Here is a 17,581-nt window from a genome sequence, read left to right on the forward strand (position 1 = left end):
TGCGATCGTAATATAACTGTTTTAATTATCGTGCGTTATGTCTTCGGCTGCTCTTGTCTCTTTTACATTGGTGCAAGTCTGTGGCAATGTAAAGCTTCTAGCTGAATCAGTTTCTCTGCAGCCCCTGGTCTGGTTCAAGGCAGATAAACAGGCATATCTAGATCCCTTTTTGTTGTATTCAAGGTTTCTATATATTTTCCCTCTTTTCATGATAATACCATTGCCAGCCCATTTGTAGGCCGACAATCATCTGGTCGTTTTCTTTCATAACGATCCATTTAATTTTAGAAATTGTTCCTGAAGGATTTCTGGATTTTGACTGAGAATATGTTTGCTGAGCAGACTCTATAAATGATTTTCGTTTTGATCCATAAGCTTTCCGAGCGTTTCGGTAAGATCATGCAGGACAGGACAAGCTTTTATATTAATCGAAGGATACCTCGGTTAGCAAATCCAAGCAGCTCGATTCAGCTATTCCACATTCGAAGATTTCTTCTCTGTCCCCGGGGAAGTTTGTCGGTCTGGTTGCTGATAATCCAGAGCAAAAGATTGATTTAAAAGCGTTCCATTGTGAGATTTTGGATGGTCACAAGGCGCTCAAAGTAGAGCAGGATAGTTACCAACCGATACCGGAAATCAGAAAAATCGATCCGTCCCTGATAATCCGGAATTATATGCAGGTTAAGTAGGATATTCTTGATATCGTTGAATCTAAAATGGAAAACATAATGGAAGATCCTGCCAGTTGAAATCCTATTGTAAAAAAGTGATGACGTGAATTGGTTTGGCTAACCGCCTGACTCGGAAGATAGAACACACAAAAATTTCCCATGGCGAGGTGTCATTAGATCTTTCTAAAATATTGGTTTGCTTTTGGGAGCCAACTCTGGTAGCGCGTTGGCGATTCTTTAAATTTTACTGTCTTATACTCGAAAAAAGTGGTTTATTGGGACGAATTGTTGAGAGATATGCTATTAAAAAACGACCATTAATTAGATTCGATCAAGTAAATCCGGTTTTAAACTAGAATCTTCAAATAGCTTATTTTAAATGCTTGTTCCCATGTTATTTTAACTTGCATGGATTGTGGATATTGAGGAAAATTTAATTGTACTGAAATTTCTGCGACCCTCTTGGCTTCTTAAATTTAGTCCTAAAATTTAGAGCGACTGTACTGAAATAAACTAATGTTTAAATCAGTACACTTTTTGAATTTTTAAATCATGAAGGAAACCGGCAGAGGCGCTGTTTTGATGTTGATACTTTAAATCGGTACAGTTTCACTATTTTTTTATCTAATAACTAATTTAGGAATGTTTTAGTTTTGACCTAACTCCATCTTCTCACCCTGCTGCAATGTTTGCCGAAAAAACAATAAATGATCTGCTTGATCAGTATTTCATTCATTTCGGGATTAAAAATCAAAAGCAAGATCGTGTCGATCTACGATTGACTCGCTATTTTAATTTTCGTCTGAAGTATATTTTAGCGAAGAAGCGACAGGTTTTGGTTTCAAAGGAGCTTGCCCCAAAGATAACGTGCTCACCATACAACGAAGGTATCATAGAAATTCTATATCGGGCAGCTGTTGGCTATGACCTTAATCCATTCCAAAGCAAGGAGTCTTTCAATTCGGATTACCATGACCTGCTATTCAACGACTGGGGAATTCATCATTTACATTTGAGTAAAGACAAGAAGAATCCTAAGGATTTCTTCAATTCGAGGACTGGGTCGTTACTATTTGTCAGATTCACGGATTCAATTGCTTATTTTATTGATGTCAAGCACCACAAAGATCCTAACGTCTGGAGTGACCGCGATTTGCTACGCATTTTCCAACGGAATTGGGAGAGCTCGATTGCAGACAGGCAATCAAGATCGGCAGTGGGTTGGTTTGAGGAGCTAAGTGACGAGGATCTGGGAGTGTTAAGAAAAATGGGATATACTACGGGTGTTGAGGTGGACGGTGAGTTCTACATGCTTCTCGGTCATGGACAAGCGTCGACTGGCGATAACATGATGGCTGGGCGTATGGCAGATAAGGTCATTTGCTGGATCGGCGAGAATGAAAATCTATTCCGTTTGGATCATCAGCGGTTCGTAACAATTTTAATGGATCGCTTATCTATGTGAATTGCAATAAAAAACCGTCGTTAAAGCGTAATTTGGACGATAACCTGAATCTTAGCTTGTAAACTTTAGGACTCTTTTGCACGAAAATTTCAGAATTAAATTGCCGTGATATAGGTACCAATATTTAGGACTGGTCACATTCCAAATAGTATAATTTAACGTACCATTTTGCACTATACAGTAATTTGTTTCGGTGTACCACTAAATCGTAATTTCGAAGTATAGTGATTGGGCATTTTAGGAATCAAAAGTGAGAAAAATAGAAGGGTCAAAGAGTACGGAAAAACCACGGTTTGAATGAACCAGGCTGTGCAAAATAATCCTGTTAAAATAGTGCAAGACAATTTTGAAGTTTACACTTAGCTTTCAAGTTGATAGACCGTATATTTCAGTTCGCTAAACAGAAGGAGTACACCTTAATGCGTAATTCAACCTTCGAATCGCTGCATAGCCGTCTCACTTAAAGCTTGCAATATCATTTTGAACCGATAGTTACTCGCTCAAAACAAATATCCAAGGGCTGCCAGTCTCATTAAACTCTGAGATAGTTGGGTTTATAAAAAAATACTGGCCAGGCTTTTTAAAGTATGTGTAAGTTTTAATCCTTGGGCATGGATGTGCCCTCTTTTGACGGTCAAAGCCAAATCATTTTGTTTTCGTGTATTCAGCAGTGGTCACGGGTTGTAGCCACCGGACCCTTCCGTTAGCATGATTAGGCGTGACAGCCATTTGAACAAAGCCGGTTTCGGGAGAAGCGCCGTGCCAATGCGGCGTGTCAGGCGGACATTTCACCGCATCGCCTTTTCGAAGTACTTGGATCGGCTTACCTCTGAAAAGGGGGCATTCATAACTGGTGCCGACTTTCTCATTGATGGCGGTGCCACCGCATCGTTCTTTTACGGCCCGCTACAACCTGAAAAGAATTAAACATGCCAAGCAAACCCAAATTTCACTACGGCTACGTGATCGTAGTCTGCTGCTGCCTGATTATGGGCATTGACATTGGACTGGTCATGAGCTGTGCAGGTGTTTTCTACAAACCTGTAAGTTTGGACCTTGGCGTTTCTGTCGGGGACTTCGGACTTTATATGAGCTTCATTTATGCTTTATCCTTTTTGATGCTCTCTCTTGCAGGGAGGATGATGGAAAAATTCAGCGCAAGGTGGCTACTCACGATTAGTTCCGGGATTCTAGGATTGGTATATATCAGTATGTCAACATTCTGGGCAGTGTGGCAGTTTTATGCTGCGGGGACGTTGATCGGTGTGGCGCTTGCTTTTATTCTATATCTGAGCTATCCGGTTTTAATCAATCGATGGTTTAAGGTCAGGGTCGGTTTTTTCATCGGCCTGTGTAGTGCTGCATCGGGTGTGGGTGGGGTATTATTCAATCCACTCGCTGGTCGTTTAATCGCGGAATATGGTTGGAGAAACACCTACCTGATCTTTGGGATTGTCATTTTATTAATAGTAACTCCACTGCTTGCATTATTGCTTCGCAGTCATCTCCAGGACATGGGTTTAGCTCCTTTTGGAAGTGATCACCAACAAAACAGCGGAATGCCTACGGGGATCACCTTTCAGCAGGCTACCAAGAGCCCCGCTTTCTATTTGTTACTTGTGTTTGCTTTTTTTATGATTTCAGTCTCAACATTGAATTTGTTCTTACCCACTTACATTACCAGCTCCGGATATTCGGTGCAGCAGTCGGCCCTGGTAGCTTCCTTGGTCATGTTGCGGGTCACCATTGGTAAGGTAGCACTGGGTTGGATAAATGACACAAGCTCCTTGAGGGGTGTTTTAACTTCCACAGGACTTGGAATTCTAGGATTTGTGTTTTTGCTAACGGGGCAAAGTAACATTGTATTTATGCTTGTTGGCGCATTCCTGTTTGGATGGGCATATGCAGGTGTAACTGTGGAAACAGCTCTGCTGGTCCGTTCCGTTTTTGGCACCAAAGACTATGCTCGTATTTTTTCCATCATATCCATAGCGCTTGCGGCAGGTGGGGCGGTTATGGCTGGTGGGTGGGGTTACCTTGCTGATTTTATTGATTTCAAATTTATCCTCATAGCTGGCATCGGCTGTTTGGTGATTTCAGCTTCAATCGGCCTTTACGCATTATTTAATAGAAAGATGTATTAAAGAAGAAATAAGATTATTTGAAATTCCTTTTCGCAGGGGCTCAGTCGTCATCTCTTAAATCTTTTATTGTAGAAGCTGTATCTCCAATATGTAACCGATAGAAGGTGCATAAAAAATCGGTGGTGGAAATGAACTGTAATAAATGTCCTGTTTTACAAATGCATACCATCTATGATACCAATATAGTAAAGTTAAAAGGTTCAGGTATTCGCTAAATCGTATTCTAACTGAAAGCCAAATCCTTAAAAGTGGTAATAAACCAGTAATCTGTAAAAATAGAAGTTACCTAAGATCGACCTTTTGCTATATAAAACGACGGACAAACATACGAACATGAAAACTATACTTTGCCTACTGATTTTTAGCGCGACGATGACTAATGCACAAACGATGATGGTGCGGATCTCTGAAATTGAAATCCTGCCGGAATACTTGACCCAATATAATGTCATTCTGAATGAAGAAGCTGCGGCTTCTGTCAAAAAGGAGAAAGGTGTGGTTGCCATTTTTCCAATGAGTATAAAGAACCAGCCAAACCAGATCAGGATCGTAGAGATCTACGCCGATAGCTCAGCATATCGGGTGCATTTAAAGACACCGCATTTTCAGCATTATAAAACAACGACACTGAAAATGGTAAAGACCTTAAAGCTTGTGGACATGGATGCGCTTAACCCAAATACAATGTCGTTAATATTTAAAAAGCTGAAATAAGAGATGCAAATAAAAGACTTAATAATCCATTAGTGAATTCGGTCACCTCAGAGCAAGGTGTAAAGTCAGTAGGCAACATACCACCTTGGTTGATTAGCTTGTTGATCGGTGGTCCTTTGATTAAATCACTTAGCAGCTTTTTCGGGTTAGTAATTAGAAGGCCAAACTAGACTTAGGATAGCAACCGCAGTACCCCAACTTCAAGAGGGGATCAAGCCTGTTTTACAAACTCTCAATGATAAACCATAGCAGTTCTATAACCCCTTGTTAGCTGGATAGATAATTTTTAATCTACTTCGTTTAAGCAACAGGACACCCATATTTGTTGATTTTCTGGAGGCTTTTTAGTGTACTACAACCTTGTTAAAGAGCAGCAATGTATCCTGGTATATAGTCGGTAGGGTAGGGCTCTGTTTCCAGAATTTTCCGATAAAGAGGCCCTTACGACCTATCTCTCATGCTAATTTGCGGGTTGTTCAAATTATTTATATAATATCAGACAGGTGATGCGGTCAGTTTTGGGCAGCTCACGCATAATCCAATCCATAATACTAGATTAAGGGCTTAAAGATTTCCCAATGGTGACCAAAAGGATCTACCAGATGGCCCAATCTATACCCATAGTCTTGGTCTGCGACAGGATAGATAACCACTGCGCCAACTTCTACGGCAAATTCAAATAACTGGTCCGGATCTTCGACCTGTAATCCGATGCGGACAGGTGTGCCATGCAATTTTTCCGGACTGAAATGCTTGTGCTCTTCCGACTCGTCTGCAACAACAAATCTTGCGCCCATAATTGCCATTTCAGCAACCACCGATCCATCCGTATCAGTGTTGGACATGAGAACAGTGGCACCAAATGCCTTCTGATAAAATTCAATGGCATCTGGACAATTTCTTACGGTGAGTGTAGGGACAATGACTGCCGTATAGGGGCTATGTTGATAAGTGTTCATAAAGTCTTTTAATACAATAATATGTTAAAAAGTTTGAAAACGGTGACCCTCACATTGGTTAGCATAGTTGGATATCGGCTCAATACCCAAGACCAAACAATGTAATTTTGTAACCGCTAGAAGCTGTCTAACTATTCGGTGGTTAAAAAGGAATATAGTTTATTATAACTGAGCAGCTATTTTATTGAAAATTACTCTGTAAACACGTTACATTTTTCATTTAATTATTTGAAGGGTACGTTTAAGTGTAATTTTTGACATTTGACCTAGCTACGAAAGGCATTTGTTTATTATAGTATAATCGTTTGTAAAAATGATAATATAATTTAGAAAAATAGATATTAATTACATCACTATTCTTATAAAAAATTGAGCTGATAAGGTTTTCATAAAAGTACTGCAAAGTGCCTCGGAATGCCACCTATTTATGTGTCTCTTCATTGGAATAGGGCTAAAATTTGTTCAGGAAAATTGGTCCAATCCTGGGACAAGGTCAAAAAGAGGATATTATTTTACTAAGTGAATTTTCCAATCCAAGCAGATACATGCTTGAAGTGATGGAGATAATATCAATAGCCATGCAAAAAGGAATTCAGTTATATATGCGAATTAAGGGTCAAAACTATCGACAAATGGCGATAAAATGCGCTCGAAAATTAGAATAATAGACTGATTGTCAGTATATTAGTATAGTCACCAAGCACTAAAATTATACATGATTAACCAAGCTATTACAACCAGATTAGTGAAAATTTTTTTTCTAGGTATGCGATAAATATGAGAATGAGCTCAAATATTGTTGCCAACGATTCACCAACAATAACTCACTCGTATTTACTGATCAAGAAATCATTACGATTTATTTGTTTTGTGTTAACCTTGAGAAAAGATTCAAGCAAATGTATGAGTTTATTGAAAATTACTTTTTTGATTGGTTTCCAAAGTTGCCATCTTATACGGCTTTTGTTACTCGATTAAATAGGCTTAGTGAAGCTTTTAAAGGACTGGCTTGTAGTTAAGATAGAAGAATACAGGCCGAAGGACACAAATGAGAGCATTAGTCTGCTAGACTCCATGCCAATAATAACCTGTTCCGGTAAGCGAAAAGGCGCAGTGGCCCGGGATATAGCCGACAAGGGGTATTGCTCCACGAAGGGTATTTATTACTATGGTGTCAAACTACATTGTTTATCTTTTGGTATGGGGGGCGTCAAAATACTTCCCTATCCTGAAAGTATTGTTTTTATCAAAGCCTCAGAAAATGATCTGACTGTATTTAATGAAAATTGGGCTTCTGTACCCAATATAGTCTTTTATGGCGATAAAATATATGTTGATAAACCATTTTTTGAAAATTTAACCTTGAGAAAGGTAGCTAAATGTTAACGCCAATAAAACTCAAAAAAGGGGAACCGGAAATCTGAGACAGTTCGAAAAAACTTTTAATGACCTATATTCCAGAGCTGTATCCGCTATCAGACAACCAATTGAGGCATTTTTCAATGCTATCATTGAGAGAACCGATATCCAAAGAGCAAGCAAGGTCGGTTCGTCCAAAGGGCTACTTGTGCATTTGTTCGGTAAAATTCCTACTGTATTCCTCACTCCAATTTTCAACTCTTTATTCGCATTATATACTAAAAAAGGAAAGTAATAACTTGACAACTCCATCAAAAACAAAGTGATGGCGATGGCTTACGAATTAATCTCATCCCCGAACCGAAGAGACCTGATCAGCAATCGGACGAAAGAGTCACAAGCTGAAATGAAACTATCCGGAATAAAATTAAGTAAACCTACTGACCCGAATAAAGTAAATCGATCAGTTCAGAACAAAGATCAATGCTTTGTGAATGTTTCGAGTCAGAAATACATTGCTCATCTTTACTTATCACGGAAGCAAATGGATTAAAATGAATAGCATAAAAAGATATTAAAAGCTGCGTGAATTTTTTAGCCATCCCATTTGATGAATTTTCTTATAATGGATATAATTTAATGCAATATAATTCTGAGATTCGCGCAGATCGTCTTACAAACTCCTTTTATATAAAAAATAAGTATTGACGACAAGAATATATTCGGCCTTGTATTTGTTAATGACAATTTTTAATTCAAAAAATATAGTATTAAAGGAAAAAAAACTATTTTTACACGTCAAACTCTCAATACGCGTGATAAGAGATTCGCAGCAAGATATAGAAATATGGGATGCCTTTCGTCTGGGTGATAAAAGCGCATATGCTCAAATCTATGAACTTCACTTCGATGCACTCTATTCCTATGGTAAAAAATTTTTGATTGATGAAACAAGGGTAGAAGATGCTATTCAGGATTTATTTATGACCTTGTGGCGTACCCGTGAAAAACTTTCTTCAGTAGATAATATTAAATTTTACCTCTTTCGCAGCCTCCGACGTGACATTCATCGTTTAAGTAAGAAGGGAAAGCCATTTGAGCAGGTAGATTTTGATCTCTTTTTGGATATGGAGAATCATCCAGCTGCAGAATTTGGCACATCTGATAATGATATTGAACTAACGCAAAGGTTGACTATTATCCTTAAGGATCTTCCCAAACGTAAGCTGGAAGCCATTACCCTTCGGTATTATGAAAATTTTAGTATTGAGGAAATCGCTGTTATTATGCAAGTTTCAGATAAAACCGTTCGAAACACATTGCATAATTCACTGATCTTGCTCCGAAAAAACTCAAATCTGTTCTACACGCTTATTAAGGCGACTCTTGTTTATTTGTGGTATTAGATAAATCCTTTATACCTAAAGCGCTATTATTATTTATTTTAAAAAAAATATCAACTTTCTATGGGTCAAATGGGATAAAGCCTCCTTTGTATATATATAATGCAAAGGTTGTTAATATAAACCACTCTGGCTTTGATAAATTACAGGGATTATACCGAAGAAGATTTTCTAAATGACGAGCGTTTCCGTAAGTGGATACTTTCCCGGGGGACGCAGGAATCACCATTCTGGGAAAATTTTCAGAAAGAATTTCCGGAAAAGGTCAATGACCTTTTGCTTGCAAAGGCTCTATTTGTTTCCTTACACCAGCTTCACTTGTCTCCAGACAAAAGTACAAAAGAAAAAATATGGACAAGCCTAGAAGATTCGATCACCGGAATTGATTTGGCAAACAAACCAAATCGTTTGATCTGGCCAAACTATCTGTGGTGGATGGCTGCGGCGGTACTTTTGATTGTTGTTGGATTAACATGGAATTCTAAGTTGACGTATAATAGTGAGCCGTTAGAGTACAGTAAGCAGGTAAGCCAGGCATCAATAAACTTGTACGAAAAGATTAATACAACACAAAAACAGCAAGCAATTTCTTTGAAAGATGGCTCTAAAGTAAAGCTAAATCCAGGAAGCAAGTTGAGTTATTCTGATTTTGATGCGAAACAAAGAATTGTTTATCTTGACGGTGAAGCTTATTTTGACGTAGCAAAAGACCGCTCTAAACCTTTCATCGTTTATGCGGGCCATATTGTAGTACAGGTTGTCGGTACCAGCTTTAAGGTAACGTCCAATACCGGCAAGGCTAAAAGCAATGTATCTGTAACTTCGGGAAAGGTAAAAGTTTATGCTACTATCGCTAAGCCGGGTGTATTGGAAAAAAACAATGATAATCTTGAGGTTTATCTGTCTCCCAATCAGCAAGCCGATTTCGATGCAAATACCAATTTGTTTCATAAGAGCCTTGTAGCACAGCCTGTTCAGCTGGCAGGTAGTGGAGATACAAGGGAGTTTTATTTTACCAATACCTCAATAGATGGAATTCTCAACACACTTGAAACTGCATATGGTGTGCGCATACGCTATGATAATACTGCACTAGAGTCTTGCAAGATTACCGCGCCATTGGGGGATCTGCCATTATTTGGGAAACTGGATATTATTTGCCAGACAATCGGGGCAACTTATGAAGTATTTGGTACTGAAGTCGTAATCTCGGGAGGGAATTGCAATCTTTAAATATTCTTTAACTAAATCTTAATTATATGACAAAAAATTAACTCTAGAGATCAAAAAACTGGAAGCGCGGCCACGCTCCCAGTCTAAAAAAAATTCCCACAACAATCTAGTGATGATATTCCTGCTAAACAGGAAGAGGGAAAAGTATGTCTTATTTTAAAATCAATTAAAACAAAACAAGAGTAAAAATATGGAAAAGTTTTTCAATACTGGTCCTAAACTGACACTAATAATGAAAATACTAGGCGTTCCTATAATATTCATTTTAATGCTTGCAACACTAAGTTTTGCCAAAAACGGAAACGCGCAGGATTTGATGAACAGGAAGGTTACAGTTCAGATTAACAATAAGGAAATTGTTAAAGTACTGACTACAATTGGCCATAAGGCTAATGTAAAATTCACCTATTTACCAGGCATATTTCCAGCTGAAACAAAAATTTCATTGACATCTAAAAACGAACCGTTGGAAAATATTCTCCGACAGCTTTTGGCGCCTTACAATATCAATTATCAAACAAGCGGTGAATTTATCATTCTTAAAAAAATCAGCTCCGGACCAAAATCATCCATGTCTGAATTGAAAGACGTGCAGCGGATGAATCAGGAAATAGAAGTAACCGGGAAAGTTACCGACGAAAAAGGGGAGGTTTTGCCCGGTGTAAGTATCATTCTTAAAGGAACGCAGCGGGGTACCGTCACAGATATAGATGGTAAATTTTCATTAAATATTCCTGATAAGTCTGCGGTGCTGGTTTTTAGCTACGTTGGGTATTTACAGAAAGAAGTTGAAGTTGGCAGCCAGACTATTGTTAATGTTCAGCTTTTGTCGGACAATAAAGTTTTGGAGGAAGTTGTTGTCGTGGGATACGGCACCCAGAAGAAATCAGATGTTACAGGTGCTATCGCTTCGCTGGATGGTACCAAGATTGCCAGAGCTGCTACACCTGATGCTTCCGGAGCACTGCAAGGGCAAATGCCGGGGGTAGTTGTTGTAAAAAATGTTGGAAAACCTGGAAGCGGATACAGTATTAATATTCGCGGAGTGAGTTCGATAGGTGGTTCAAATTCACCCTTGTTTGTGATCGATGGAATTCCAACTACAACGGGTATCAATGAATTGAACCCGGCTGATATAGAAAAGATTGACGTTTTGAAAGATGCATCTGCCACTGCGATATATGGATCCCGGGGAGCCAAAGGCGTTGTGATCGTCACAACAAAAAGGGGGAAATCAGGGAAAACGACAATTTCTTATGATGCTTATGCCGGCGTAAGAACACCAACCCATTTACCTGAAATGTTTAACGGTCCGGAATACGTTTCTTACCGTACAGATCAATTCAAAGCTCAGGGAAAAGATGTTTCCAGGAACAACGCTGCTTTTTTTACTCCTGAACAATGGAAAAATATTGACGAAGGCAAATTCACGGACTGGCCGTCGCTGCTACTTAGAAATGGTTTGCAAATGAACCATAATATCACTGCCAGCGGTGGAGACGATAAAACCCGGTTCGCTATCAGCGCAGGATTACTTCAGGAAAACGGAAATGTAAAACCGGAACAATTTAAAAGATATACACTGAGAGGAAACGTAGACCGTCAGATAACCGCAAAATGGAAGGCGGGCTTAAATATCTATTTTTCACAAAATCTTCAGGATTTAGGAAGCTCAGAAGCACTACGGTCTGCGTACCGTTTGCCTCCAATGACTAATCCTTATGATGCGTCGGGCACAAGGGTTTTTCGTGTTTATGGAACAAATTCGGTGAGCAACCCTATGTTTGATCAGGAAAATGAGATTCGTCAGAATCGTAATGCAAGAACTTTCGGCAATATTTATGTACAGTTTCAACCCACCGCTCATCTTACTTTAAAGTCTAGCATTTCGCCCAACTATTCAACAAATAGAAGCGGAACCTACTTCGGGCCTCTTGCAAAACAGACTCTTGGGGGAGCGCTTCCTACGTCAGCGTCAAATGCGACAAACGATCAACTTACCTGGGTTTTAGATAATCAGGCAACTTACGAAAAACAGTTTGGCGTGCACAAACTTACTGCCACTGTGGTACAAAGCATGCAGAAAGATCGGTTTGAAAGTAACACAATATCGGTCGAAGGTTTGCCATACAGATCCCTCTGGTATAATTTGGCAACGGCAGGAAAAGTGACGGCCTACGGTTCTGCTTACACCAAAACTACTTTGTCTTCTGCAATGGGTAGGATTAATTACAGCTACAAAGATAAGTACCTGTTGACGGCGACCGGACGGTGGGATGGCTCTTCACGTCTTGCCGAAGGAAATCAGTGGGGCTTTTTCCCATCTGCTTCCTTGGCATGGAGAATTTCTGAAGAGCAATTCATAAAGTCGGTTTCTGCGATAAACGATCTTAAATTAAGAGTTAGCTATGGTGTAACCGGAAATGACAGGGTAAATCCATATTCAACACAAGCAACCCTTGGTCAGACATTCTATGATTTTGGAGGTGTTTTTGCACAGGGATACGCTCCAAGTCAGTTAGCTAATAAGGCGCTAACCTGGGAAACGACCAACGAAATAAATGCCGGATTAGACTTTGGCTTTTTCAATAACCGTATTTCAGGAAGCGTGGATGTATATAATCGTTTGATAGACAATATTCTATTGAACCGTCAATTGCCTGCGCCTTCCGGATATAGCTCAATCACTGACAATGTAGGTAAACTTAAAAACAGTGGGATTGAGCTGGGAGTAAGCACGATCAATATTCATGCAGGTAAATTCATGTGGAAAAGTGATTTCGTTTTTGATAAAAATAAAAATGAGATACTTCAATTAAACGGCGGCAAGAAAGACGATGTGGGTAACAAGCTGTTTATCGGGCAGCCTGCGCAAGTCAATTACAATTATGTATTTGATGGGATCTGGCAGCAAGCTCAAATTGACGAAGCTAAAAAATACAACCAAACCCCCGGACAGGTCCGTGTCAAAGATATAGACGGTAATGGCGTTATTAATGCCAGTGACAGGCAAATTATCGGGAAACAGGTGCCTAGCTGGACTGGTTCGTTTTCAAATACATTCAAGTATGGTAATTTTGATTTGTTTATCATGGTTTATACCCGTCGCGGTGAGCAATTTGAAAGTTCTTTCGACGCAACTTTATTGAATTACAATCAAGATTATAATCAGGTAAAGGTTGATTACTGGACCCCAGCTAATGCTTCTCAGGTTCATTTTCAACCTGGAAACCCAGGGCCATATTCTGTTATCCCTACTTTCCGAAAGGTTGACTTTACCAGGGTTGGAAATATTACGCTTGGTTATAATCTGCCCTCAGACCTGATTAAGAAAATCAGGATCAGTAACCTTAGAATCTATGCCACGGCAACAAACCCAATTCTATTTACCAAGTATGACGGATTTGACCCTGAATGGCCAGCTGTAAACACCTACGGAACAGCAGTGAGTACATCTTCATACCTTTTTGGAATTAATCTTGCATTTTAATTATCGCAATAAATGAAAAAGATATTTTATATTCTTACGATGGCCATAGGTGCAACTCTTGCATCTTGTCAGGAATTTTTGAAAGAAGAAAACATAAGTGGCGTAACGGCTGAAAATTTTTACGTAGATGCTGCGGGCTATGAAAAACTGGTTAATTCCTGTTATGCATCCATGCGTGATATTTACGAAACTGACCCTAAACTGTTTTCCTGGGGAACTGACATTTTTACACGGGGTGAAATTGAATCGGTGAGTGGTACGCTAGGCGACAGACTGGTACGTGCAACGCAGTTAAATGAGTATAAGACATTGTCTTCGGATAACTCTGGGGTGGAAGAGCTTTTTACAGTGCTTTACGTGGGTATTCAACGATGTAATACGGCAATTAATAAAGCCGCCACCATTCCAGGTCTTGCGGAGGCTACAAAAAATAAGCGGATTGCCGAAGTACGTTTTATCCGTGCTTACCTGTATTACCTGCTTGTCGAAAACTTTGGAGGTATTCCAATTGTAAAGGATGAGATCAACACTGCTATCACGCATTTTGTTCCTAGTTCTGAGAAAGAGGTTTACGATTTAATGATTGAAGATCTGAATGGTTCTGTTGGAGGTGTTGATGCAACCACTCCTGAATTTGGCAGAGTAACACAAGGCGCTGTGAAACATTTGTTGTCGCTGGTACATCTTACCCGTGGTTACAAAGCATTCGCAGAAGGGACAGATTTCGCCAAATCGGCTCAGCATGCTGAGGAAGTGATCACCACCGGAACATATAAGCTGGTGCCTTCTTTTGCCGATCTATTCAAATCCACAAATGAAAAAAACAGTGAAATTATTCTTTCAATTCAATTTGACCCGACATCGCTGAAAAATAAGACAATAGGGCATGGACAAAATATCGTTTTTGGTTGGAGAGTTTTCCGTGAGCCTGGATTTTTCGATGGTGAGTATGCCATTTATAATAGAAGGACAAGCGATTTTATGCCTACCCAGTTTCTTTTTTCACTTTATAACACGGCTAAGGATTCAAGGTATGACGCTACTTTTCTTAGTCAGTTTTCAGCAGTGAGAGATGACAAAATTGGAAATTCGGTGATAAAAAAAGGTGACCTACGCTTCTACTTTCCATATCCGGACCGGCAGTTCACAAGTCAGGATTCAGTTGCTTTAAAATCTGCAAATCCAAATGTAGAGATCATTAGATTTGATCGATGGAAGCAGGATTTTCAAGGAATAGGCGGTGCGCTGAAATTCCCCATGATCAATAAGTTCTATGATCCTTTGGCATTGCAACCAGGTAGTAACGAGCGACTATATACATCTACAAGAGATATTTATCTGTTTAGACTTGCTGATACTTATCTGCTGGCTGCAGAGGCTTATTTTAAAATGGGGCAATTGGATAAAGCAGCAGAAAAAATCAATGTAGTCCGTAAACGTGCGGCAGTTGCCGGACAAAGTCTGGACATTACAGCAGCAGCTGTAACCATCGATTTTATTTTGGACGAACGTGCCAGAGAACTAGCTGGGGAATACAAACGCTGGTTGGATCTTAAACGCACCCGCAGATTGGGCAGAGCTTTTGAACATAATATTCTGACTAAAATGGCCAATCCGGCTGGCGTAATAGATAAATATTATTTGAGACCTATCCCACAGGCGGTCATCGACAGGGATACGGAAGGTTACCCGCAGAACCCTAGCTATTAATTCTAAAAAGAACAGCCAGGCAGAGATTGTCTGGTTGTTCTTAATCATTTCGTGGCAACGATTTTTAAACTGCGATCTGATGAGATTCTTTAAATATTGTTTAAAGTCCGTCGCTCATTATGTTAATGTGCCACGTGACTTCGCTTGCTCAAACACAAGGTTTATCGTTCGAATTTACTTGTGATAACTTCATATCGGTTGCATATGGACGGGAGTATGATGCATTAAAATGTCGACTAAATAATCAAAATTATTATATGGAATCCAACAATCGCCGGGATTTTCTGAAAGGCTCACTGCTATCCGCAGGCGGCATACTTTTAGGTAATTCCAATGTGATTGCCGCTGGCAATAACATAGTCAAAGGTGCAAATGAAAGAATTAATGTTGCTGTAATTGGGATAAATGGGAAGGGCAAACACCATTACAAACGGTTCTGCGAGATACCCAATGTGAGGGTCACTACTTTATGTGACGTTGATGAGCGGCTATTCCCCGAAGGCATTGCAGCCGTTGAAAAACTAAGTGGTTTCAAGCCGAAAACTGAAGTGGACATTCGTAAAGTACTAGAAGATAAAAATATAGATGCGATTTCAATTGCAACTCCTGATCATTGGCATGCCTTGATGACCATCTGGGCCTGTCAGGCTGGGAAAGATGTGTATGTTGAAAAGCCAGTTTCCTTTACCATTCAGGAAGGTCGCAAAATGGTTGAGGCTTCAAGAAAGTATAATAGGATTGTTCAGGCGGGAACCAACATGCGTTCAGAACCAGCAGTGCGAGCAGCGATGCAGTTTCTGAATCAGGGCAAATTAGGAGAAATCTATATGTCCAAAGGCGTTTGTTTTAAACCCAGAAACAGCATTGGTTTTCAAAAAGATTCACCCATCCCTAAAGGGGTTCACTGGGATTTACATCTTGGTCCGGCGCCGGAAAGACCATTTAATGAAAACAGGTTTCATTACAACTGGCACTATTTCTGGGATTATGCCACCGCAGAAATGGGAAACATTGTTCATCAGATGGATTTGGCAAGATGGGGACTTAATAAACATGAACATCCTCTCAAAGTTCATTCATCAGGAGGGACATTTGTCTGGAAATCGGATATGGAAACACCGAACATACAGCATGCAACTTTCGAATATGCTGATGGGAAAATCTTACAATACGAAGTCAGAGGATTGTATACCAATGAAGAGGGCGGCATGAAGGTTGGTAATTTATATTTTGGCTCAGAAGGCTGGATGAATTCAGAAGGTGGATGGAAATCCTATTATGGCGGAAGCGAAGCGGATACAGATCCTGGATTTCCCAAGCGAACAGAGAAAGCAGGTCCCATTATGTCTCAATCAGATTTGTCAATGTTTTCGAAGGACGATCATTATCAAAATTTCATTAATTGCGTAAGGTCACGAAAAAGAGAGGAGCAGTATGCAGACATTCTGGAAGGGCACCGTTCAACAACCCTTAGCCACCTAGCAAACATCTCTTACAGAACAGGGAGGAAACTGATATTTAATCCTGATGCTGAAACATTTAATGATGATGTTGAAGCAAATTCCTATTTAACAAGAAATTACCGTTACCCATTTGTGGTACCAAATGAAGTTTAGTAATCACCGTGCCACAAGTCATGTTTTAATAAGTCGAAGCTCAAGAAATGAAAAAGATAAGAATTTATAATGAAATATTACTTCTTGCGATATTGATCGCATCCTTGGTTTCTGCCAATGTAGTTGCGCAATTGAAAGAAACTTCTGCAAATACATTAACTAAGCAGGAAATCAGGGAAGGATGGAAGTTACTGTTTGACGGGAAAACAACCAAAGGCTGGCGTGGTGCGAACAAAGACAAATTTCCCGAAGAGGGCTGGATCGTGGAGAATGGCATGCTGACGATTTTACCAGCAGGGAAAGGCGGAGACATCATTAGCAATGATATGTATTCGAATTTTGAGCTTTCATTTGACTTTAAATCTCCTGTTAATTCAAACAGTGGTTTCAAATATTTTGTGCTTGAAGATAGCTATAAAGTAGGTACCGCACTGGGCCTGGAATACCAAACGCATGATACCGGTAAAAGGCCATTTGATGATCAGGATAAACATTCCCTGGGATGTCTCTACGAACTTTTACAGGCTACAAACAGAAAGGCAAATGCTCCCGGCGAATGGAACAATGCACGGATTATATCCAAAGGAATGCATGTCGAGCACTGGCTGAACGGCATTATGGTGTTAGCCTATGAACGTGGTAGTGAGCAATTCCGAAATGCAGTAGCAAAAAGCAAGTTTAGTGTTTACCCCAATTTTGGAGAAACAAAAAAAGGGTATCTGCTTATACAGGATCATAATGATAGAACGGATTTCAGAAACATTAAAATAAAGGAGTTGCTTTAACAGAACTCAATCTTATCTGTCACTTTATCATA

At 39.6% G+C, this 17,581-nt stretch carries 11 protein-coding genes; 10 read left to right on the top strand and 1 reads right to left on the bottom strand.

The window, feature by feature from the left end:
* Nucleotides 1–1,356: 1,356 nt before the first annotated feature.
* The 3 genes from L0657_RS05150 to L0657_RS05160 all read left to right on the top strand — a co-directional run bounded on the left by L0657_RS05150 (nt 1,357) and on the right by L0657_RS05160 (nt 4,994).
* Nucleotides 1,357–2,136, top strand: coding sequence for a hypothetical protein (locus L0657_RS05150; protein ID WP_235149342.1), 780 nt, complete (start codon nt 1,357–1,359; stop codon nt 2,134–2,136).
* Nucleotides 2,137–3,065: 929 nt separating this feature from the next.
* Nucleotides 3,066–4,280 (top strand): MFS transporter, encoded by a 1,215-nt coding sequence (locus L0657_RS05155; protein WP_235149343.1) that lies wholly within the window; start codon nt 3,066–3,068, stop codon nt 4,278–4,280.
* Nucleotides 4,281–4,613: 333 nt separating this feature from the next.
* Nucleotides 4,614–4,994 (top strand): putative quinol monooxygenase, encoded by a 381-nt coding sequence (locus L0657_RS05160; protein WP_235149344.1) that lies wholly within the window; start codon nt 4,614–4,616, stop codon nt 4,992–4,994.
* Nucleotides 4,995–5,545: 551 nt separating this feature from the next.
* Here L0657_RS05160 and L0657_RS05165 read toward each other — a convergent pair.
* The gene (locus L0657_RS05165) at nt 5,546–5,953 is read right to left on the bottom strand and encodes a VOC family protein (protein WP_255717743.1); all 408 of its coding nucleotides are present in this window, start codon (nt 5,951–5,953) and stop codon (nt 5,546–5,548) included.
* 987 nt (nt 5,954–6,940) lie between these two features.
* Here L0657_RS05165 and L0657_RS05170 point away from each other — a divergent pair.
* The 7 genes from L0657_RS05170 (at nt 6,941) to L0657_RS05200 (ending at nt 17,549) form a co-directional block, all read left to right on the top strand.
* Nucleotides 6,941–7,339, top strand: coding sequence for a hypothetical protein (locus L0657_RS05170; RefSeq protein WP_235149346.1), 399 nt, complete (start codon nt 6,941–6,943; stop codon nt 7,337–7,339).
* A gap of 788 nt (nt 7,340–8,127) precedes the next feature.
* A complete protein-coding gene (locus L0657_RS05175; protein WP_235149347.1) occupies nt 8,128–8,718 on the top strand; it encodes an RNA polymerase sigma factor in 591 nt (196 codons plus the stop codon).
* 132 nt (nt 8,719–8,850) lie between these two features.
* Nucleotides 8,851–9,948, top strand: a complete 1,098-nt coding sequence (locus L0657_RS05180; protein WP_235149348.1) for a FecR family protein — start codon at nt 8,851–8,853, stop codon at nt 9,946–9,948.
* 232 nt (nt 9,949–10,180) lie between these two features.
* On the top strand, nt 10,181–13,438 hold the full coding sequence (locus L0657_RS05185) for a TonB-dependent receptor (protein ID WP_235149349.1): 3,258 nt from the start codon (nt 10,181–10,183) through the stop codon (nt 13,436–13,438).
* A gap of 12 nt (nt 13,439–13,450) precedes the next feature.
* Nucleotides 13,451–15,148: a RagB/SusD family nutrient uptake outer membrane protein gene (locus tag L0657_RS05190; protein WP_235149350.1), complete on the top strand. Its 1,698-nt coding sequence runs from the start codon at nt 13,451–13,453 to the stop codon at nt 15,146–15,148.
* Between the two features lie 257 nt (nt 15,149–15,405).
* The gene (locus L0657_RS05195) at nt 15,406–16,764 is read left to right on the top strand and encodes a Gfo/Idh/MocA family protein (RefSeq protein WP_235149351.1); all 1,359 of its coding nucleotides are present in this window, start codon (nt 15,406–15,408) and stop codon (nt 16,762–16,764) included.
* Between the two features lie 47 nt (nt 16,765–16,811).
* Nucleotides 16,812–17,549, top strand: coding sequence for a DUF1080 domain-containing protein (locus L0657_RS05200; RefSeq protein WP_235149352.1), 738 nt, complete (start codon nt 16,812–16,814; stop codon nt 17,547–17,549).
* Nucleotides 17,550–17,581: the final 32 nt, after the last annotated feature.

This window comes from Dyadobacter sp. CY345, from assembly GCF_021502725.1.
GTDB lineage: Bacteria > Bacteroidota > Bacteroidia > Cytophagales > Spirosomataceae > Dyadobacter.